We start from the raw sequence: 20,039 nt of genomic DNA on the forward strand, positions 1-20,039 counted from the left end.
AATGCATTCTTCAAATAGCTTCTGACAAGGCGAAAGTTTCCGGAATTAGACGGTTGACTCACCTCGGGAACGCTCCCAAGAATGGGAGCGCAGTGACGTACGTCGATAGCGCGGAGGGCTTCCACCGGCCGCCGCGCCTCCCCGACCACGACGAAGGTGAATCCCCGTGAATCGAAGGATCCGTCCCCTGCTCCTCGCCGCCCTGGCCACCCTCCTGGCCGGCGCCGGCACGCTCGCGCTCTCCTCCCCGGCACAGGCGGCCGCCTGCGAGAACGGCTATGTCGGCCTGACCTACGACGACGGGCCCAACCCGAGCACCACCACCCAGCTGCTGAACACCCTGCGCGGCAACGGTTTGCGGGCCACGATGTTCAACACCGGGCAGAACGCGGCGGCCAACCCCGGGCTCGTCGCGGCCCAGGTGTCGGCGGGCATGTGGGTGGCCAACCACAGCTACACCCACCCGCACATGCTCAACCTGAGCCAGGCGGCCATGACCGACGAGCTGTCGCGCACCCAGACGGCGATCCGCAACGGCGGCGGAGGCACCCCGACGATCTTCCGGCCCCCGTACGGGGAAACCAACGGGACCCTGCAGTCGGCCGCCTCGGCCCTGGGGCTGCGCACGGTGACCTGGGACGTCGACTCGCAGGACTGGAACGGCGCCAGCACCGCGCAGATCGTGCAGGCGGCCGCGCGACTGACCAACGGCCAGCTGATCCTGATGCACGACAACTACCAGACCACCATCGCGGCCATCCCCCAGATCGCGGCCGGGCTGGCCCAGCGCGGCCTGTGCGCCGGCATGATCTCGGCGTCGACCGGCCGGGCCGTCGCCCCCTCGGGCGGCTCGAACCCCACGACTCCCCCGCCGGGCGGCGGCAGCTGCACCACCACCTACACCGCCGGGCAGCAGTGGGCCGACCGCTTCAACGGCTCGGTGGCCGTGAGCGGCACCAACAACTGGGTGGTCACGGTGACCCTGCGCGCGCCGCAACGCGTGCTCGCGACCTGGAACGCGTCGGTCAGCTACGACAGCACCGGACTGGTGATGACCGCACGCCCCAACGGAAACGGCAACACGTTCGGCCTCACGATCCAGCACGGCGGCAACTGGACCTGGCCGTCGCTGAGCTGCCGCACGGCCTGACGACAATCGATGCGCACGGGCGGGCTCGCGCTTGTTAGAGTCCGGCCGTGCGCCGCTCATTGATCGCTGTCATCGCCGCTCTCGCCCTGCTCGGCCTGGCCGGCTGCGGCCTGCTCAAAAGTGACGAGGACAAGAAGATCGAGAAGCTGCTCGAGGAGGATCCGGTGTTCTCGGTCTTCCTCCGCGCCGACGTCACCGCCCAGCAGAAGGCGAACCTCGAGAGCTACCTGCGCGGCCTGCCGGACGTCGAGGCGGTGCGGTTCGAGACGCGCGCCGAGGCGTACCAGCGCTTCATGGATCTGTGGTCGGACGACTCGGAGTTCGTCGAGTCGGTGTCCGAGGACTCGCTGCCCGAGACGTACCGGGTGCACATGAAGTCGACCGACGCGGTGCGAGCCGTCCGGGACGGCGCCGATCTGGCCAACATCAAGAACCTTCCGGGCGTGCAGGACACCGTCGTCGGCTGCCTCACCATCGACGAGTGCCGTAAATTGTACGAAAAGAACCCATTTTGATCTTCGGAGTGGCGTATCGGATTCTCGTTACCAAATCCGTACATTAGCGACATGGCAACGAACTCACTCCGCGGCGTGCTGCTGCGGTCGTTGCCTGTTCTGCTCCTGCTGCTGACGCTGGGCCTGACCGCGCCGCAGACGACAACACAGGTGCTCTCCTCCGCGGGCGTGGGCCACAGCGCCTCCGCCGGGCCGGACTCTCTTGCCGACACTTCCGCCGACGAGGCGGAAGAGGCACTTTCCCGTACGCCGGAAGGCCCCGTCGCCGACCGCACCCGGGCCCTCACCGCGCAGCGCGCCGCCGGAGTCACCGGCTCCCGCGCCCCGCCGTTCGTTCTCGCCTGATCACGCGCTGACGGCCGTCCGGCCGCCCCGTGGTCGCCGCCCGCGCCGTCCCGCCGAAGTGGACCGCGCGCCTCTCATCTCGACGCGGACAGGACACCTGGCGATGAACAACGTTGTTGCGGAAATGCTGCTGACCACCCCGGCCCCGGCCGCCATCTGGGCCACCCTGTGGATCCTCACCCTGCCCGCCGTGCTGGTGCTGGCAAACCCCGAGGCGATGCGCAATCCGGGGCAGGCGCTGCGATCGCTGGCCCGGTTCCTGCGGCTGCCGGTCGGCCGGGGCGAGCGCAAGCGCGAGGCGGCCCTGGAGGCGCTGGCCGCCACGCAGTTCGCCGAGGAGGTGCGGGTCGCCGCCGACCGGGCCGAACTGGCCGCCGAGCGGTGGCACGAGCGCTGGGAGACGGCGACCGACGAGGTCACCGAGGCGTGGCAGGCCTGGCTCGACGCGGACGCCCGGCTGCGGGTGCGCCGGTCGGCGGCGGCGTTCGGCACGCCGTGGAGCGCGCAGACCCCGACCGAATACGCGGCCCGCGAGCGGTTCCTGCACAAGGCCGTGCGCACCGCGGCCGGCAACGGCTGGCTGCCGGCCGCCGCGGTCACCGACGCGCTGGCCGGCCGGGCCGGCTGGGACGCCCGGCTGCACCCGCTGGAGCAGGAGCTGGTGGTCTTCCGGGCCGCCGCGGGCCACCTGCGCGACCGCTACGAGCGCGCGGTCGCGGCCGAGAAGACCGCCCGGCACGACGCCACGCTGGCCCGCCGGGCGAGCGACAGCCTGCGGCAGGAGGCCTGGATCGCCGCCGCCCGGGCCACCGACCTGCGCCGCCTGGTGCCGGCCCGCCTGTCTATCACGACGGCCGCCAACGAGCCTGCGGTGGCCGCGGTCTGGCGCTAGGGTGCCGCGTATGGCCACGCATTGGACGCTCGGCGGGGACGCTTCCGATCCGCAACGGCTGGCCGCCTTCTGGGCGCAGGCGCTCGGCTACGTGCCCGAGGACGGCTACGACGACCCCGACGGCGCCTCGATCGTCGACCCCGTGGGGCGCGGGCCCGCGATCAGCTTCCTGCGGGTGCCCGAGGTCAAGACCACCAAGAACAGGTTCCACATCGACATCCGGGTGGCCGGCGAGCCGCCGTGGGACGCCGCCGACCGGGCCCGCCTGATCCTGGCCAAGGTGGCCGAGCTGGTCGCCGCGGGCGCGAGCGAGATCCGCACCGAGCACTACGGCGACCAGCTGGGACACGTGGTGATGCTCGACCCCGAGGGCAACGAGTTCTGCGTCGCCTGACTCAGGGCTTCGTCAGCAGGCAGCCCGACTTGGCCAGGTCGATCACGCGCGAGGCGTTCAGGCACGTTGTGAACCAATAAGTCTGCTGACCGTAGCTCTGCCCCTGGGAAACCGTGATTGTGCCGTCAGCGGCCACCTCACAGGGGTTGTTGAGGGTGCAGCGTCCGCCGTCGTCGTTGCCGGTGTTGTTGATGCCGACGATCTGGCCGCTCGAGGCGCTGACGATCGGCGAGCCCGACGTGCCGTGGATGGTGTCGCAGGCCGTGTCGTAGCGGATCGAGTCGCGCCACGTCCAGTCGCCCTCGCGCAGCTGCGGGACGAACGCGTCGACCTTGCAGTTCCAGATCCGCTTCCAGTAGCTGGACGGGATCGAGATGCTCGTGCCGGCGGCCGGGCGGCTGCTCGCGATGGTCAGCGCGGTCGCCCCGTACCGGCTCTGCAGGGTGGCGAAGGTGCTGGTCAGGCGGTAGAGCGCGACGTCGGTGCCGGTCATCGTGGCGTAGAGCACGCGGTCGGCGCGGACCGTGCCGAGCGACCCGCCGGTGCTGTTGAGCAGCGTGCCCGAGCGGGACGAGGTGCGATTCTGCAGCACCTGACCGTTGCTCAGGAAGCCGCCCTCGTAGCAGTGGCCGTTGGTCAGCATCATGGCCCGGTCGCTGCTCACCGAGGACGGATAGCGCACCAGCGAGGCCGAGCAGTTGCTCAGCGCGATGGTGCTGGCGAGCGTCGTGGCCGCGACTGCCTGGGCCGGGGCGGCCACGAGACCGGTGATGCCGGCGATCGCGGCGGCCGCGGTGACGAGGAACCGTCGTACGCGCATGGGGGTTTCCCTTCTGGTAGACGCCCGCAGCCTGGCACCGCTAAAAATCGATGTCAATCAATAACATTGGGGTCATACCTACGGTCCGTTGTGCGGCTTGCCCGGGCGGGCCACGATGGACCTTCACCAGCCACCGACGGGGAGCGCGATCATGGGGACGGCCCGGAAGCTCAGCAAGATCCTGCACTCCGAGCTCGACGTGCACGCGGCCTGGTTGCCCGTGACGAACACCTTCGCGCTGGGCGACTACGGCGTGGTCAGCGACGGCGTCTTCGTCAAGATGGGCAACATCGCCGAATACGGCGTCTCGTTCGCGCCCGCGACGGGCGCGCCGACCAAGCTGCGTTTCCGGTCCGACGGCACGCGGGTCACCAAGTTTCTGGCCGGGGCCGAGGTGCCGAACATCCCGCAGGTCGACCTGGAGGCGTCGATCCGGATCGAGTTCTCCACAAAGGACTCCTTCTACGTCGACGCTCCCGTACTCACCGTGGAGTCCATGGAGGACGTTGCCAAAGTCGGTGCGGCGCTTCGCAAAGCCGAGGGCTGGCGCCGCAAATACCGGGTCGTTTTCTCCACGTACGCGGGTCAGGGGTGCACGATCATCTCGTCGCGCGAGGCCAACACCGCGTTCGAGCTGAACGCCACCGCGAACGTGCTGCACCTGCTCGAGCTGGGTCAGGCGCAGGGTGGCATCACGCTCTCGGGCGAACGGGCGGCCGGGCTCGAGGTGATCGGCGCGAGCGGGGTCGTCGGGCTGCGGCTGTTCAAGCTGCGATTCCTCACCGGCAGCACCGATGTGCTGCGCTCCGACTCTTTTGAGATCGACTACGAGACCGCGGATGACCTGGAGGACGACGTCTAGATGCGCTCCGAGCTGATCGAGTTCTTCCGCTTCGACGACCAGAACTCGGGCATGCTGCGCAAGGGCGACCGCTTCCTGCGGGCCCGCGGCAACGAGCCGGTCACCGAGGTGCGGATCCCGATCGGCCACGGCGACTTCCTGCGCCGGCTCGACCACCTGCGCTACGCGGTCGAGCACGACGAGGGCCGCCGCGACGAGGCCCTGGCCCAGCTCTCCCGCGTGGTCGGCGAGGTGCTCGGGCCCTGGCCGGCCGAGACCGAGCCGGTGCAGATCGACCTGGTCACCAACGCCGCCGAGCTCAGCGCGCTGCCGTTCGAGCTGGCCGTCGGCGGGACGCCGCTGGTGCTGACCCGGCGGGTGCGCACCGGCGCCCACGGCGAGCGGCACGTCTGGTGGTCGAAGCCGCGCGTGCTGCTCGCCGCCGCCTCCCCGGCCGGCGCGGGCAAGCCGGTGCCGCTCGAGGAGCACCGGGCCGCGCTGCGCGACGCGCTCAAGCCCTGGAGCGAGCCGCTGCCGGTGGCCGGGCTGGCCGACGCCGTGCGCGACAGCCGCCGCATGCTGACCACGGTCGACCGGGCCAGCCTGAGCCGGATCCGGGCCGCCGCCCAGGCCGCCGCGGATGAGGGCCGCCCCTACACCCACCTGCACGTGCTGGCCCACGGCTGCGACGTCGGCGACCGCTTCGAGCCGGCGTTCGGGGTCGCGCTGTTCGACGACGACGACCGGAGCATGGCGGCAGTGACGCCGGAGATGCTGCGCGCGGTGATCCAGTCGATCGAGCCGAGCCCGGTCGTGGTGACGCTGGCGGTCTGCGACGGCGGCAACGAGTCGAACAGCGTCACCGGCGGCGGCAGCCTGGCCCACGCGCTGCACGTGTCGGGGGTGCCGGTCGTGCTGGCCTCGCAGTTCCCGCTGACCTTCGCCGGGTCCACCACGTTCACCCGCAGCTTCTACGACCTCGTGCTGGGCGGGGCCGACGTACGCGAGGCGCTGCACGAGGCCCGCACCCGGCTGCACCGGGAGGGCGCCGAGACCGCGCACGACTGGGCCGGCCTGGTCGCCTACGTGCAGCTGCCCGAGGACTATCAGGACCGGCTCTACGAGGTCGCCATGCAGGCCGAGATGGCGTCGCTGCGTACGGCTCAATTGTGGTCGGACCGCCTGGTCAACGAGGGCATCACCGACCCGGGGGCGTACGACACGGTGGCCGGGCGGCTGGGCTCGCGGATCGCGTCGCTCAAGGGCTACGTCGAGGGCACGATCGCCGCGCCCGCCGAGGCCGCCCGCCTGGAAAATCTGGGCATCCTCGGCAGCGCCCAGAAGAGGTTCGCCGAGCTGGCCTTCCAACGGGCCCGGCTGGGTGAGCCGGGCGACTGGGCGGCCACGGCCCGCGACCGGCTGACCGAGGCCCGCGAGTGGTATCTGCAGGGCTTCCGGGGCAACCTGTCCCACCACTGGCACGGCGTGCAGGCGCTCTCGCTGGAGGCGGCGCTGACCGGGCGGATCGAACGGGTGGGCCAGTGGTACGCCGCCCGCGAGGCCGCCGCGGCCGACGACGACGCGTGGGCCCCCGGCTCGCTGGCCGAACTGCTGCTGCTGGCCCCGTTCGCGGGCCGCACCCGGGCCCTCGACGAGGCCGAGGAGCAGCTGGCCGAGCTGGTGACCCGCACCCGCGCCCAGTGGCCGGCCGACGACCCGTTCCCGGTCGACTCCACGATCCGCCAGTTCGGCCGCTACCTGCGCTGGTGGACGGCCGCGCACGGCTACTTCCCGGGCCCCGTCGGCGACCTGACCGCCGACGCCGCGCGCCTGCTGGAACGGCTCAGGGCGCTGTCGGGACCATCCAGTCGAGCACCGGGGTCCCCTGCAGGGCCACCAGAACGCACATGACCAGCAGCAGGGCGACGCTCCAGCCGACCACCCGGCGGAAGATGTCGCCCTCCTTGCCCGCCATGCCCACCGCCGACGCGGCGATCGCCAGGTTCTGCGGGCTGATCATCTTGCCGAGCACGCCGCCCGACGAGTTGGCCGCGGCCAGCAACACGGGATCGAGCCCGGCGTCGGCCGCGGTCTGCACCTGCAACGCCCCGAACAGCGCGTTGGCCGACGTGTCGGAGCCGGTGACGGCCACGCCGATCCAGCCCAGGATCGGGGAGAGGAAGACGAAGAAGCCGCCGGCCTGGGCCAGGAACTCGCCGAGCGTGTTGGTCTGGCCCGACTGGTTGAGCACGTAGGCCAGGGCCAGGACCGCCATCACCGTGACGATGGCGTGACGGAGCTCGACGTACGTGTGGCCGTAGGCCTTGATGGCCCGGGCCGGGCGGACGCGCAGGACCATCGCGGTCAGGAGGCCGGCCAGGATCATCAGGGTGCCCGCGGCGGGCAGCCAGCCGAGGGTGAACGTGGTGGAGGCCAGGGGTTTGCCGTTGGCGCCGAGGACGTCGAGGCCGGGCCAGCCGAACGCTGTGGTCCAGGGTTCCTCGGCCAGGGCGTCCTTGATGGGGCCCAGGTTGGCGATCGAGAAGATCACGATGATGATCAGGTAGGGGGCGTAGGCCCTGAGGATTTCGGCTCCGCTGTCGCGGGGTGGCGTTTCGAGTTGGACGGCTTTGCCTGGGCCGGGTCCAGCGCTGGTAAGTGAGGACTCACTTCCTTCAGCCCCGCCGCCCCGGTCACGGTTTGCCGCGTTTTCGGCGTCCTCTCGGTGGGCTGACAAATCGGGCGACTCGACCGGCCGCCAGATCCGCAGCAGCAGCATCACGGCCGCGGCGGCCAGCAGCGCCGCGATGATGTCGGTCAGCGGCACCGAGATGTAGTTGGACGCGGCGAACTGCGCCCCCGCGAAGACCACCCCGGCGACCAGCGCGACCGGCCACGTCTGCCGCACGCCACGCTTGCCGTCGATCACCGCGACCAGCACCAGCGGCACGACCACGGCCAGCACCGGCGTCTGCCGCCCGACCATCGCGCCCAGCGTGTCCGGGTTAAGCCGCGGGTCGTCGGCCGCGCCCGCGGTCACCGTGCCCAGGGTGGTGATCGGCGTGGCCAGCGCGCCGAACGCGACCGGGGCGGTGTTCGCGATCAGCGCCACGGCCGCGGCCTTGATCGGCCGGAAGCCCAGCGCCATCAGCATCACCACGGTCACGGCGACCGGCGTACCGAAACCCGCGAGGGCCTCCAGGAGCGCGCCGAAGCAGAAGGCGACGATCACGGCCTGGATGCGCATGTCGGGGCTGACCCGTTCCATCGAGCGGCGCAGCACGTCGAAGTGGCCGCTGACCACGGTCAGGTTGTAGACCCAGATCGCGTTGATGACGATCCACAGGATCGGGAAGAAGCCGAACGCGGCGCCCTCGGTGGCCGAGAGCAGCGCCTGGCCGGCCGGCATCGCGTACACCGTGACGGCGACGACGAGGGCCACGGCCAGCGAGATCACCCCGGCCAGCCAGGCCCGCATGCGGACGGCGCCGAGCAGCACGAACAGGGTGAGCAGGGGCAGCACCGCGAAGATCGCGGAGAGCGCGACGGAGTCACCGACGGGGTCGGTCACGATCCGGAACTGATCAAACATGATCGCCATCCAAGAAGATCAATATTTGTCGGCCGAACCGTCATGGTCACCCCGGGGCGGCCGGCGCGCATCTCGATCACTCAATACGGAAAACACTCACATTTGGGATGTTTGCGCAGTACCGTCGGACCGGTGAGGTCAGGATGAGCACCGGCGGTCAGCTCATGGCCCTCGTCGACCAGCTCCCCGCCGTGGTCTCGATGCGCGACGTCCAGGGCCGCTACCTGCTGGTCAACCGCGAGTACGAGCGCCGCACCGGGCTGCGGCGCGAGCAGGTCGTCGGGCACACCGACCACGACCTCTTCCCGGAGCCGGTCGCCGACGAGCTGCGCGCCCACGACCGGGCGGCCCTCGAACGCGGCGAGCCGGTCCAGCTCCCCGGCCGCAACACGGTCGCCTTCCCGCTCACCGGCGACGACGGCCGGGCGTACGCGGTCTGCGGTTTCTCCGTCGGCGACGACACCGAGCGCCGGCGTGCGGAGGAGCTCGACGCGCTCTCCTACTCGGTCTCGCACGACCTACGCGCGCCCCTGCGCAGTCTCGACGGTTTCAGCCAGATCCTGCTAGAGGAGCACGCCGCCGGGATGAACGAGGAGGCACGGGGCTACCTCGGGCGCATCCGGGCCAACATCGAGCGGATGGGCGACATGTTCGACGCGCTGCTCGAGCTGTCCCACGCGGACCGGTCGCAACTGCGCCGGGAGCGTACGGATGTGAGCGCCCTGGCCCGCGAGGTGGCCGCCGACCTGGCCGCCACCGAACCCGGCCGCGCCGTGCGCTTCGACATCGCCGACGACCTGGTCGCGCGGGGTGATCCGCACCTGATCCGGCTGGTGCTGCAGAACCTGCTGGGCAACGCGTTCAAGTTCACGTCCAAACGGGTGGACGCGGTGATCGCGGTCAGCGCCGAGGGCGACGACTTCGTGGTGCGCGACAACGGCGCCGGCTTCGACATGGGGCACGCGGACCGGATGTTCGACCCGTTCCAGCGGCTGCACGGGGCGGGCGAGTTCGAGGGCACGGGCATCGGCCTGGCCATCGTGCGGCGCATCGTGGCCCGGCACGGCGGCCGGATCGACGCCGAGGGCAAGCCGGGGGCGGGTGCGGTCATCCGGTTCAACCTGGTGGGGCGGGGACAGCAATGATCTTCGTGCTGGTCGTGGACGACAACGACGACGACGCCGTGCTGATCGGCCATTCGCTGACCCGGGCCGGCCTGCAGGTGCGGGTGACCCGCGAGGAGACGTCGGAGGGCGTGGCCCGGGCGCTCACCGCGGGCCCGGTCGACGTGGTCATCTGCGATTACAACCTTCCCTCCGTACGGGCGGAGGATGTGCTGACCCAGCTGCGCGCGCACGATGCCGACATCCCGTTCCTGCTCGTCTCGGGTCAGGTCGGCGAGGAGGTGGCGGTCGACCTGATGCGCGCGGGCGCCCGCGACTTCGTGCTCAAGGACAGGCTGGCCCGGCTCGCCCCGGCCGTGCAACGCGAACTGACCGAGGCCCGCGAACGCCGCGAGCACCGCCGCTCCGAGCAGGCTTTGCGGCTGCTGGCCGAGCACGCGCACGACGTCATCTTCCGCTTCCGGCTGCGCCCCGAACCGGCGATGGAATACGTCAGCTCGGCCGTCGAATCGATCACCGGGCACGCGCCCGAGGAGTTCTACGCCGATCCGGCCCTGATCTTCCGGCTGGTCGAGCCGGACGACCGCCCGCTGCTCGAACGCTCCTGGCAGTCCGACCAGCCCGGCACGCTGACCATCCGCTGGCGGCGCCGTACGGGCGAGCCGGCCTGGGTGGAGCAGCGGGCCAACGCGGTCAGCGGCCCCGACGGCCACCCGGTGGCGATCGAGGGCATCCTGCGCGACATCACCGAACGGGTGCGCATGGAGGAGCAGCTGCGTCAGGCCGAACGCCTCGACTCGCTGGGCCGGCTGGCCGGCGGCATCGCCCACGACTTCAACAACATCCTGGCCGTCATCTCCGGCTACGGCGCGATGCTGACCGAGGAGCTCGGCCCCGACCACGAACTGCACGCCGACGCCCGCGCCATCGAACAGGCGGCCGCCCGAGGCAGCGGCCTGACCCGCCAACTGCTCATCTTCAGCGGCCTCGAACCGTCACGTCCCGAACCGCTCGACCTGAACGCCGTGGCCACCGACATGCAACGCCTGCTCACCCGCACCCTGGGCGACGACATCGAGCTGACCACCATGCTGTCGCTCGACCTGCCCCCGATCACGATGGATCGCAACAAGCTCGAACAGGTCGTCATGAACGCGGCCATGAACGCGCGGGCCGCGATGCCCTCGGGCGGCCGCCTGACGTTGACGACCTCGGTGGCCCGGGACACGGGTCACGTCTGCCTGTCCATCATGGACGACGGCTGCGGCATGGAACCGGGGGTCGCCTCGCGCGCTTTCGAGCCGTTCTTCACCACCAAGGGCCGGGGCAGGGGCACCGGGCTGGGCCTGGCCACCGCGTACGGGGTGGTGACCGACGCCGGTGGCACGATCTCGCTGGAATCCGCGCCCGGCGCCGGCACGACGCTGCGGATCAGCCTGCCCCCGGCCGAGGTCGCGTCCCGTCCGTCCACTCTGGTCCGGCGGCCCTCGACCGGCGGCAAGGTGCTGGTCGTGGAGGACGAGGACGGCGTACGGGACATCGTGTGCCGGATTCTGCGTCGCGCGGGCTACGAGGTGCAGGCGGCCCCCGACCCGGCGACAGCGCTGGAAATGTGCCGCCGGGGCGACTTCGCGATGGACGTGCTGGTCACCGACATCATCATGCCCGGCATGTCGGGCACCCAGCTCGCCGCCGAGCTGCGCCGCGCCCGGCCCGGCCTGCCGGTGCTGTTCATGTCGGGCTACACCAGCGGCTCGGCCCCGGGCGGCCAGGAGCTGCCGGCCGACGCACCCCTGCTGCACAAACCGTTCCAGACCGACGCCCTGTTGAGCGCTTTGCACCGCGTAATGCCCTAGTCGCCCGGGCCGGTCGAACCGCTTCCAGCGGCAGTCGTTCGAGGGGTGAGGCGGATGATGGGGATCTGGCGGTCGGTCAGGTCTTGGTAGCGGGCGACGCCCGGTGCCGCTGAGATGATCTCGGCCCAGGTCCGCTCGCGTTCGTTGCCCTCGAGTTCCTCGGCCGCGACGTCGAACTCGCGCCCGGCCACGACGACCCGGACGTGCTCCGGGTCCGCGCCGAGGTTGTAATATCAGTCAGGGTTACGCGCGGCGTCGCCGGCGCCGGCGACGACGAGGAATGTTCCGCTCGACTCGGCGAAGTAGCCGACCGGTGTCTGGCGGCGGGCTCCGGATCTGCGGCCGGTGGTGATGAGCACGAGCATGTTCATGCCGGGCATTCCGCCGGCGCGGACGCCGGCGATGACGCGCTCGTTGTGCTGACGCACTTGATCGGCGCCGGGTAGCGGGACGCCGCGCGTGCCGTTGGGCGTGTCGAAGCTCATCGGAGTTCTCCTTTCACCGTGGCCACGAGCTGCTCGGATGCGCGGAGGAAACCCGCGACGTGCTGGGGGTTCATGCCGTCGGTGGGCTGGATGGCCCGGCCCTTGTTGTTGAACATGGCGCCGCTGTGATCGGTCAGGTCGGGGGAGACCAGCAGCGGCGCGATGCGTCGCGCGTACGTTTCGGCGCTCGAGGTCACCAGCCCGATGACGGTCTCCATGGCGCGGTGCTTGAAGCTTCCCTTGCCCATCAGGTTGGCGCGGATGTCGGACTTGACGACACCGGGGTGCAGGCCGAAGGTGTCGATGCCCGGATAGCGCTGGGCGGCGTCCAGGACCAGGATCTCGTTGCCGGCCACGGTGTTCATGTGAACGTCCATGCTCTTGTAGGACTTCTCGGCGTTGAGGTCGTCGTAGGTGCCGGCCTTGCCGCTGCCGGGGAATCCCATGACGAAGACCCGCGGCTTGCCGTTGTTCCGGGGGCGGTCGGCGCCCAGCCGGGCTGCGATGCCGCGCAGGATGACGAGGCGGCTGAGGTAGCTGACGGCCATGTCGCGTTCGATGCCCTCGGCGGTCTCCTCGCGCTGGGGCGCGGCGATGATGCCGGTGGTGAAGACGAGCAGGTCCAGGTTCTCGGCCGGGAGCTGCTCGGCGACCCGGGCTGCTTCACGCATGAGGCTCAGATCGGCCGGGACGAAGGTGATCCCGGGCACGTCGGCGTCACGAAAGGTGCGTCCGACCACGGTGACCTGTGCTCCGCGGGAGGCCAGGAAACGGCTCAGCGCCCGGCCGATACCGCCGGTTCCACCGACGACGGCGACGTTGAGGTTCGCCAGGTTCAGGCTGTCGGGGTGGACGGGGTTCCAGACGATGGTGCGGTCGTACTTCATGGGTGCTCCTGTTGCTGGAAGGGGGGCCGCTCAGGCGAGGGTGGGGTAATCGGTGCAGCCCTGGTGGTCGCCGCCGAACGCGGTCGTCATGGCTGTGCTTCTTCCGTGCGGAGGTTCATGCCATGAACTATTAGTAGTTCATGCCGTGAACTTCCGCAAGGTAAGCTTGGCTCGGACGGGCTTCGCAGTGAGAGAGGTAACAGGTGGAGGACTTCGGGGACGTGCTCGTATGGCTTGCCGTGGTCATCCAGCGCCGATATGCGGAAATCTGTGGTGAGCACGACCTCACGCCGGCGCAGGCTCAACTGCTGTGTTCGATCAAGGACCGCCCGCTGCGCATGGCCGAACTGGCCGGCTCGCTCGGCATGGCCAAGAACGCGCTGAGCCAACTGGTCGACCGCATCGAACGTCGGGGCCTGGTCCAGCGGGACAGCCCGGAGATCGATCGGCGCGTCATCGTGCTCGCCGTCACGCCCGAGGGCAAAAAGATCGCCGAGGCGCTTTACGCCGATGTGTCCCGGCGCCTGCCTGACATCGCCGACAACCTCGAGCCGGATCTGCGGCAGACGCTGCGCACCGCGGCTGTGCAGATCACCAACCGCTACATACCGAGACTGGCGGACGGAAGCACCGGCATGCTGACCCCGGCGACGAACGCGGCCGAGAAACGCTGAGACCCGCGTGGCCCGGCGCTCAGCTCGTCAGCGCGGTCAGCTTGGCCGCGTCCGGGCTTCCCGGCTCCGCAGTGAGCATCACCAGCCGCAGCTCGGCGTCATGCACGGTGAGGATCTCGCAGTCCAGCGTGACCTCGCCGTCTGACCATGGACGCGCTTGTGGTCGCGGGCGACAAGGACCTGAACAAGATGTTCTCCGACCGGCTCAGCTACCGCTGGGACGCCTACACCCGCGCCCCCGGCCCGAAGACGCTGCTGATGGTGCACGGCGCCGAGCACATCTTCGGCGGCATCTCCGGCTACGACGCGTCCGAGACCACCGACTTCGACCCCGAGCGGGTCTCCACCCTGCGCGCGCTGATCTGGGCGTACCTGCGGACGCGGCTGTACGCCGGCGACCCGTCCTGGGACAAGGCCGTCGCCGCGATGGGCGACTTCGGCACGGCCGAGTCCAAGTAAGGCCCAGCCCCACGACCAGCCGGCGGTGGAAAGCGTCAAAGGCCCAGCCCCACGACCGGACGGCGGTGGAAAGCGTCAACCCGCGGCCCGATGCCGCCCGGGCCCGGCAGGCCTCCATCGCCCGGCGCCATCGAGCACCAACTGCACGGGTGTGCGGGCCGGGCCGCCGCCGGGGGCCACCGTCACCAGCATCATCAGGGCGATTCCCAGAGCGATCACGGCGAGCCCGGCCAAGGCCAGCCGACCAGCCGCGGGCCCGGTGACCGGCACCTCCCCCGGCGGCGGCTCGAACGGGATCACCACCGTGGAGGGGGCCGCCGCTCGGGTGGGCCGGCCCAGGGATTCGACGTCGCCGGTGACTGTGGCCTCGGTGGTGCGCTCGCCGTTGGCGATGTCTCGGGCCGTCAGGTGATAGACGACCGAGACGCACGTGGCCGAAGCGCCCGGTGCCAGGCGGGTCGGCTTGCAGGTGACGGCGGCCGGGAAGCCGGTGACTCGCACGTTCACCAGGGTGACGTTGCCCGTGTTGGTGACCTCGAAGGTCGAGACCACGTCGTCGGCTACGCCCAGCACGCCGTTGCCGTCGCGGTCTTTCCACGTGGCGGTCTGTACGGCCGTCACGGCGGGGCGCGGGGCGGCCAGGGCGATCGTGGCCGCGGCCGGGCCGAACGTCGAGGCGCGGCCGGACCACGTCGCGGTGGCCGAGGAGCGGAACGTCAGCGGCTTGTTGCGGTCGATGTCGGCCTGGGTCACGGTGTAGGGCACCGGCATCGGGCAGGTGACGACCGCGGCGGGGGCGAGCGCGGCGACGGGGCAGGCGGCCGAGGGCACCGACAGGCCGGAAGCCGAGACGTTGCCGGTGTTGGTCACGCGATAGGCCACGCTCACCGAGTCGCCCGCGGTCACGGCCGGCCGGTGGGTCGCGATCGCCATGATGCGCAGCATGAAGACGGGCTTCTCGAGCTGGACGGCCACCGTGAACGGGCCGAACTCGAGCGTGCCGGCAAGCACCCGGACCGACTCGACGAAGGGGGCGGCCGCGTCTTGGTCGGCCTGGGTGACGGCCACCGCGCGCTGGCCGGTGCAGGTCATCGTGGCCCGTACGGCCAAAGTGGTGGCGGGGCAGCGGGCGGTTCCGCTGCGCAGGGCGGTCACGGCGATCCCGGTCAGGGCACGGTTGCCGGTGTTGGCGACCTCGAACGTGTACGCCACGGTGTCGCCGGGGCGGGCGGCGTACTGGCGGGTGGCGGGGGTGACGACCGCGAAGCCCTGGGCGGTCAGCGCGGGGGCGGGAACCAGGACGGGGACGGCGGCCGTGGCGGGGCCGAACGTGACGGTGGCGCCGCCGGGGAGCTTGCCGGAGACGTACGCCTCGGTGGTGAGCGCCTCGCCGGCGTCGACGTCCTGGTCGGTGACCGTGTAGGTGCGCGACGACGTGCAGGTGGTCGACGCGGCGGGGGCGAGGCTCGTCACCGGGCACGTGGCCGCGCCCAAGGTGTCGTCGTCCACAGCGATGTCGCGCATCGTCACGCGGCCCACGTTGGTGATCCGGTATGTGTAACCAATGGTGTCTCCGGCTCCCACCACAGCGCCGGCGACCGGCGACACCGTGATCGTCAGGGCGCCGCGAGCCGAGGCCAGCGGCAGGATCGACGTGGCGGTGTCGCGGACCGTGCCGCCGGAGAGCACCCGCGCGGTCAGGGCGACCGAGCCGCCGGTGTCCACGTCGGTCTGGGTGACCGTATAGATCGCGCCGGCCGTGCAGGCCATCGTGGCGCCCACGGCCACGACCGTGGCCGGGCACGAGGCGGCGCCGAAGCGGGAGTCGGTCACGGCAACCGCGCGCATGGTGACGTTGCCGGTGTTGCGCACGGTGTACGCGTACGAGATGCGGTCGCCCAGGGTGAGCTCGGTCGTGCGGCCGGTCGGGGTGATCGTGAGGGCCAGGCCGGGGGCCGCCGCGACCACCGGCACGGGGTCGTAGCTCTCGGCCTGGACGACCGGGCTGCCGGGGGCGACGCCCTGCGCGGTGACCAGCGCGTCGTCCTCGACCGGCACGCCCGCGTCGATGTCGTCCTGGGTCACCAGGTAGCCGCCGTCCGACGTGCAGGTCATCGTGGCGCCGACGGCCAGCGTGAGCGCGGGGCAGTCGATGACGTCGATCAGCTCGTCGGTGACGTCGAGGTGGTCGACTGTCACGTTGCCGGTGTTGGTGACCTCGTACTCGTAGGCGATCACGTCACCGGCCGCGACCGGGCCGGACCGGTCGGCGGTGACCTTGAGCAGCAGCGCGGGAGCGGGCGCGGCCACCGTGACGTCGACCCCGAACGGACCGAACGTGATGGCCGTGGGCGAGCCGGCGGGCCGGGCGTTGACGGTCACGGCGTCGGTGATCACGCCGCCCGCGTCCAGGTCGGCCTGGGTGACGGTGTAACCGGCCGCGCTCGTGCAGGTCATCGTGGCACCGATGGCCAGGGTGGTGGCGGGGCAGCCGACGCCGGCGGCCCGGGTGTCGGTGAGCCCGATGAACTCCATCGCCACGTTGCCGTTGTTGACGATCTCGTACGAGTAGTCGATCCGGTCGCCGGCCGCGGCCGCGTTCTGCCGGCTGGGCGCGCTGACCGTGGGCGTGACCATGACGACCAGCGAGGGGTGGGCCGCGGCCAGGGGCACCCCGGCGGTCACCTTGGCGTACTGGACGGGACCGGTCGTGGCCGAGTTCTCGGCGTCCGCCGTGACCACGTCGAGGATCGGCTGACCGGCGGTGACGTCGGCCGACGTGACCTGATAGCCGCCGGCCGGGCAGGTGGTCGCGGCGCCGACGGCGAGCGTGGTGGCGCCGCACGCGCCCGGCCCGCCGCGGCTGCCGGTCACGACGAGCCCGCTCATCGGCAGGTTGCCGGTGTTGGTGACGCGATAGGTGTACGTGATGGTGTCGCCCGCGCCCGCCGCCGTGGCCGAGCCCGGGGCAACGGCGGTGGTGACCTCGAGGTTGAGCGCGGGCGCGGCGGCCGCGGCGGTGACCGTGACCGCGTCGGAGTCGTTGCCGGGCGCCGGGTCGGTGCTCGCGGACGAGACGACGCGGGTGGTGGCGGTGAGGGCCCCGCTCCCCTGCGCCTCCCCGGTCAGGTCGAGCCGCTCGGTGGCCGCCACGGCGAGCGCGCCGAGGGTCCAGGTGCGCCCCGTGGGGTCGTACGCGCCGGAAGTGGGGGTGCCCGAGGTGAGCACGAGGCCGGCGGACAGGTCCTCGCGCACGACCACCGACGACGCGTCGGAGGGGCCGAGGTTCTCGACGGTGGCGCGGAAGGCGACCGGTCCCGTCTGCACGACCGCCGGGGTCGAGGTCGTCATGGTGACGCGCAGGTCGGCCCGGTGCTCGACGGTCGCGGTGGTGGTCACGCTGTCGTTCGACGAGTCCGGGTCGGGGGCCGAGGACGACACCGACGCCGTACGGGCGAAGGAGTCTCCCGCGTAGGCCGGGGGCAGCGGCACGTCGTCGAACGTGATCGTCCACGTGGCCGAGGCGGCCAGCGACGAGATCGTGCAGAGATAAAGGCCGCCCTGGTACGCGCACGAGCCGCCCCCGGACGAGGAGGCGGACGGGACCGGGCGGCCGGCGGGCACGGGTTGCCGCAGCGAGACGCCGTCGGCGCGGGTCGGGCCGTTGTTCGTCACGGTCACCACGCCGCGCACGTCCCGGCCCGCCACCAACGTGGTCGAGCCGCCGGGGCCGGTGAGGGCCTGCGTGACCGCGAGGTCGGCCCGCAGCAGGATCGTGAACGTGACCGTGTCGGTGTCGTTGGCCGCGTTGTTGTCGGTGGTCGGCGAGATGACCGTCGTGCTCGCCTGATGCACACCCGCGGCCACGTCCGGCCCGACCACCGTGCTGCCCGTGATCGTGACGACCTGACCGGCCGCGAGACCGGGGAACGTGCAGGCCGACGCCGAGCAGTACGGGTTGCTGGGCCGCACGATCGTGATGCCGGGCGGCACGACGGTGTTGAACGAGACGTTCGTGGCCGCGGACGGGCCGTTGTTGGTCACCACGAGCGTGAACGGCACGGTGTCGCCGGGGTAGGCCGAGCTCGCGCCGAGGCTGAGCTTGACGCCGACGTCGGCGACCGAGGTACCCGACGACTGCACCGACATGTTGTTGTTGCCGACCACGGGATCGGAGGTGGCCGAGCTGATAGACACGGCGTTGTTGATCGCGCCCGAGCCGCCGGAGTCGAGCTGCACGACAATGCTCACTTGTTGCGTGCCGCCCGGGTTGAGATCGGGCAAAGAGCATTCCACCGTACGGGTTGAGCTCAGTGAGCAGCTGCCGCCGGGGGTGGTCGCGCTGACGAACGTCGAGCCGGTGGCGATCGGGTCGGTCAGCGCGATCGTGCGCGCGGTGGACGGGCCGGCGTTGGTGACCGTGGCGGTGTAGGTGACCGTGCCGCCGGCCACCGGGGTCGTCGGCGCGTAGGTCAGCGTGACGCCGAGGTCGGCCGAGGTGGCCACGGTGGCGCTGACCGACGTGGCGTTGTCGGCCTGGTTGAGCTCGTACGTGCCGCTCGCCACGGACGCGGTGAGCGTGGCCTGGGCGCCCGGGGTGGCCGCGGCGGGCACGTCACCCGACACCGTCACGGTCGCGGTGCCCGAGACGGGCAGCGGGCCGACGTCGCACACGGCCGTCGAGCCGGTCACCGTGCACGGGCCCTGCGGCGAGGTGGCCGTCACGTTGGTGATCCCGGCCGGGGCGGTCGCGGTCACCTGGGTCGCGGCCGCCGTGCTGGGCCCGGCGTTGGTGACGGTCAGGTTTGTCGTCGCCCGCCGCCCGGCCACCACGCCCGGGCTCGCGACCGTGCCCGCGACGGCCAGGTCGGCGGCCGCGGCGACGGCGGTCGTGACGACGTTGGAGGTCGAGGTGACCCGGGTGGCCGCCAGGTCGTCGGTGTAGGTGGCGGTGGCGTCGTCGCTGATCGTCGAGGCGGCCACGGCCGAGGTCACCCGGGCCTGGTAGCTGAACGAGCGGCTCTCCCCGACCGGGATCGTGCCGCCGCCGGCCGCCCCCGCACCCACTCCGGCGCGGACGTTGACCGTACGGGTGGCCGCGGTGTATTCCCCCGTGTCGCTGTCCGACGCGTCGCTGACCGTGGTCGTGACCGAGCCGTTGATCGAGCGGATCGAGCCGGGCACGAAGGTCAGCCCGGCCGGCAGGTCGTCGCTGAGCACGCTGAGCTGGGCCGGGTTGCCGCCGTCGTTGCGCGCGGTGACCGTGTACGTCAGCACGTCGCCCACGTTGGCCGTGGCCTGCGAGACGGCCGTCGTCGTGGCCAGGCAGGGCGAGGTGCCGAACGAGATGCCGTCGAGGAAGTTGCCGTGGGTCGCCATGTTCTGCGCCGCGGAGACCGACTCGAACGCGAAGCGGGTGTTCGTCTGGCCGGCCGGCACGGTGTAGTTGCCGCCGTAGGTGCCCCAGGTCTGCCCGTCCGAGATCGTCCGCTGCCGCACCTGCACGCCGCCGGCCGGGCCGATGTTGACCGCCATGACGTCGGTGCCGAGGCGGCCGCGATGCTTGAGCTGCCAGCGCAGCACCTGCCCGGGGGTGGTCGCCACGTCCTGATAGAGCGTGGACACGTAGTTGGCGTTGAGCTCGACGAACTGCTCGCGGGAGCCCGCGTCGACGCCCATCCGGACCTGGCGCCACAGCTCGAAGACCTTGTCGGGCGCGGTGGTCTTCCAGCCCGGCATGTTGGTCTCGGGGATCAGCGACATCGAGGCGGCGGCGATCGACGGCGACTCGAAATCGCCGTTGACGAGCGACACCGCGGCGGGGCAGACGGTCGCCGCGGTGGCCACCGGACCGAGGCCGGGCAGGGTCACCGGCAGCAGCAGGCACGTGCCGGTGAGCACGGCGACGGCCGCGACACGGGCCATCAGGCCACGCCACGGCCGGACCCGCTGGGCAAAGCTCACCCCGTGAAGCTATGCCGGGAAAGGTGAGTTTACGTCGCTTT

15 protein-coding genes and 1 pseudogene are annotated in these 20,039 nt (G+C 71.3%); 11 read left to right on the forward strand and 5 right to left on the reverse strand.

Annotated elements, in window-relative coordinates:
- Nucleotides 1-166 precede the first annotated feature (166 nt).
- From JKJ07_RS40040 to JKJ07_RS40060, 5 genes are all read left to right on the forward strand, one after another.
- Nucleotides 167-1,150 (forward strand): polysaccharide deacetylase family protein, encoded by a 984-nt coding sequence (locus tag JKJ07_RS40040; protein ID WP_202997224.1) that lies wholly within the window; start codon nucleotides 167-169, stop codon nucleotides 1,148-1,150.
- 47 nt (nucleotides 1,151-1,197) lie between these two features.
- Nucleotides 1,198-1,665 carry a cell division protein FtsX gene (locus tag JKJ07_RS40045; RefSeq protein ID WP_202997225.1) on the forward strand — a complete coding sequence of 156 codons (468 nt, stop codon included), beginning with the start codon at nucleotides 1,198-1,200 and terminating at the stop codon, nucleotides 1,663-1,665.
- A gap of 51 nt (nucleotides 1,666-1,716) precedes the next feature.
- A complete protein-coding gene (locus JKJ07_RS40050) occupies nucleotides 1,717-2,010 on the forward strand; it encodes a hypothetical protein (protein WP_202997226.1) in 294 nt (97 codons plus the stop codon).
- 103 nt (nucleotides 2,011-2,113) lie between these two features.
- Nucleotides 2,114-2,902: a hypothetical protein gene (locus JKJ07_RS40055; protein ID WP_202997227.1), complete on the forward strand. Its 789-nt coding sequence runs from the start codon at nucleotides 2,114-2,116 to the stop codon at nucleotides 2,900-2,902.
- Between the two features lie 10 nt (nucleotides 2,903-2,912).
- Nucleotides 2,913-3,296, forward strand: a complete 384-nt coding sequence (locus JKJ07_RS40060; RefSeq protein WP_202997228.1) for a VOC family protein — start codon at nucleotides 2,913-2,915, stop codon at nucleotides 3,294-3,296.
- A gap of 1 nt (nucleotide 3,297) precedes the next feature.
- Here the strand turns inward: JKJ07_RS40060 and JKJ07_RS40065 are convergent, their stop codons facing one another.
- Nucleotides 3,298-4,116, reverse strand: a complete 819-nt coding sequence (locus JKJ07_RS40065; RefSeq protein ID WP_202997229.1) for a S1 family peptidase — start codon at nucleotides 4,114-4,116, stop codon at nucleotides 3,298-3,300.
- A gap of 151 nt (nucleotides 4,117-4,267) precedes the next feature.
- On the opposite strand from JKJ07_RS40065, the gene JKJ07_RS40070 reads away from it, so the two are divergent.
- Both JKJ07_RS40070 and JKJ07_RS40075 read left to right on the forward strand, forming a co-directional pair.
- On the forward strand, nucleotides 4,268-4,978 hold the full coding sequence (locus JKJ07_RS40070; protein ID WP_202997230.1) for a hypothetical protein: 711 nt from the start codon (nucleotides 4,268-4,270) through the stop codon (nucleotides 4,976-4,978).
- The gene (locus JKJ07_RS40075) at nucleotides 4,979-6,868 is read left to right on the forward strand and encodes a CHAT domain-containing protein (protein ID WP_202997231.1); all 1,890 of its coding nucleotides are present in this window, start codon (nucleotides 4,979-4,981) and stop codon (nucleotides 6,866-6,868) included.
- On the opposite strand, the gene JKJ07_RS40080 is transcribed toward JKJ07_RS40075, so the two are convergent.
- Nucleotides 6,801-8,558: an L-lactate permease gene (locus tag JKJ07_RS40080; protein ID WP_202997232.1), complete on the reverse strand. Its 1,758-nt coding sequence runs from the start codon at nucleotides 8,556-8,558 to the stop codon at nucleotides 6,801-6,803. The genes JKJ07_RS40075 and JKJ07_RS40080 overlap by 68 nt on opposite strands.
- A gap of 134 nt (nucleotides 8,559-8,692) precedes the next feature.
- Here JKJ07_RS40080 and JKJ07_RS40085 point away from each other — a divergent pair, with 134 nt between their 5' ends.
- Together JKJ07_RS40085 and JKJ07_RS40090 are read left to right on the forward strand one after the other, a co-directional pair.
- Nucleotides 8,693-9,694 (forward strand): PAS domain-containing sensor histidine kinase, encoded by a 1,002-nt coding sequence (locus JKJ07_RS40085; protein WP_202997233.1) that lies wholly within the window; start codon nucleotides 8,693-8,695, stop codon nucleotides 9,692-9,694.
- Complete coding sequence (locus JKJ07_RS40090) at nucleotides 9,691-11,529, forward strand: PAS domain-containing hybrid sensor histidine kinase/response regulator (RefSeq protein WP_202997234.1); 1,839 nt, start codon at nucleotides 9,691-9,693, stop codon at nucleotides 11,527-11,529. Before JKJ07_RS40085 ends, JKJ07_RS40090 begins: the two co-directional genes overlap by 4 nt.
- On the opposite strand, the pseudogene JKJ07_RS50655 reads toward JKJ07_RS40090, so the two are convergent.
- Nucleotides 11,526-12,014: pseudogene (locus JKJ07_RS50655) on the reverse strand (nitroreductase/quinone reductase family protein). The gene JKJ07_RS40090 and the pseudogene JKJ07_RS50655 overlap by 4 nt on opposite strands.
- Entirely contained in the window at nucleotides 12,011-12,901 is an 891-nt protein-coding gene (locus tag JKJ07_RS40105; protein WP_202997237.1) for an SDR family NAD(P)-dependent oxidoreductase, read from the reverse strand. Before JKJ07_RS40105 ends, JKJ07_RS50655 begins: the two are co-directional and overlap by 4 nt.
- 203 nt (nucleotides 12,902-13,104) lie before the next feature.
- Here JKJ07_RS40105 and JKJ07_RS40110 point away from each other — a divergent pair, with 203 nt between their 5' ends.
- Together JKJ07_RS40110 and JKJ07_RS40120 are read left to right on the forward strand one after the other, a co-directional pair.
- On the forward strand, nucleotides 13,105-13,575 hold the full coding sequence (locus tag JKJ07_RS40110) for a MarR family winged helix-turn-helix transcriptional regulator (RefSeq protein WP_202997238.1): 471 nt from the start codon (nucleotides 13,105-13,107) through the stop codon (nucleotides 13,573-13,575).
- 147 nt (nucleotides 13,576-13,722) lie between these two features.
- Nucleotides 13,723-14,034 (forward strand): hypothetical protein, encoded by a 312-nt coding sequence (locus JKJ07_RS40120; protein ID WP_202997239.1) that lies wholly within the window; start codon nucleotides 13,723-13,725, stop codon nucleotides 14,032-14,034.
- A 75-nt stretch (nucleotides 14,035-14,109) separates the two neighbouring features.
- On the opposite strand, the gene JKJ07_RS40125 is transcribed toward JKJ07_RS40120, so the two are convergent.
- Nucleotides 14,110-19,998 (reverse strand): CLIPPER-2 domain-containing protein, encoded by a 5,889-nt coding sequence (locus JKJ07_RS40125; protein ID WP_202997240.1) that lies wholly within the window; start codon nucleotides 19,996-19,998, stop codon nucleotides 14,110-14,112.
- Nucleotides 19,999-20,039 lie beyond the last annotated feature (41 nt).

Source organism: Paractinoplanes lichenicola (genome assembly GCF_016785085.1).
Classification (GTDB): Bacteria; Actinomycetota; Actinomycetes; order Mycobacteriales; family Micromonosporaceae; genus Actinoplanes; species Actinoplanes lichenicola.

Coding starts and splice junctions, on each gene's coding strand:
- JKJ07_RS40050 (WP_202997226.1), top strand. CDS start 1,717: ATGGCAACGAACTCACTCCGCGGCGTGCTGCTGCGGTCGTTGCCTGTT.
- JKJ07_RS40055 (WP_202997227.1), top strand. CDS start 2,114: ATGAACAACGTTGTTGCGGAAATGCTGCTGACCACCCCGGCCCCGGCC.
- JKJ07_RS40060 (WP_202997228.1), top strand. CDS start 2,913: ATGGCCACGCATTGGACGCTCGGCGGGGACGCTTCCGATCCGCAACGG.
- JKJ07_RS40065 (WP_202997229.1), bottom strand. CDS start 4,116: ATGCGCGTACGACGGTTCCTCGTCACCGCGGCCGCCGCGATCGCCGGC.
- JKJ07_RS40070 (WP_202997230.1), top strand. CDS start 4,268: ATGGGGACGGCCCGGAAGCTCAGCAAGATCCTGCACTCCGAGCTCGAC.
- JKJ07_RS40075 (WP_202997231.1), top strand. CDS start 4,979: ATGCGCTCCGAGCTGATCGAGTTCTTCCGCTTCGACGACCAGAACTCG.
- JKJ07_RS40080 (WP_202997232.1), bottom strand. CDS start 8,558: ATGGCGATCATGTTTGATCAGTTCCGGATCGTGACCGACCCCGTCGGT.
- JKJ07_RS40085 (WP_202997233.1), top strand. CDS start 8,693: ATGAGCACCGGCGGTCAGCTCATGGCCCTCGTCGACCAGCTCCCCGCC.
- JKJ07_RS40090 (WP_202997234.1), top strand. CDS start 9,691: ATGATCTTCGTGCTGGTCGTGGACGACAACGACGACGACGCCGTGCTG.
- JKJ07_RS40105 (WP_202997237.1), bottom strand. CDS start 12,901: ATGAAGTACGACCGCACCATCGTCTGGAACCCCGTCCACCCCGACAGC.
- JKJ07_RS40120 (WP_202997239.1), top strand. CDS start 13,723: ATGGACGCGCTTGTGGTCGCGGGCGACAAGGACCTGAACAAGATGTTC.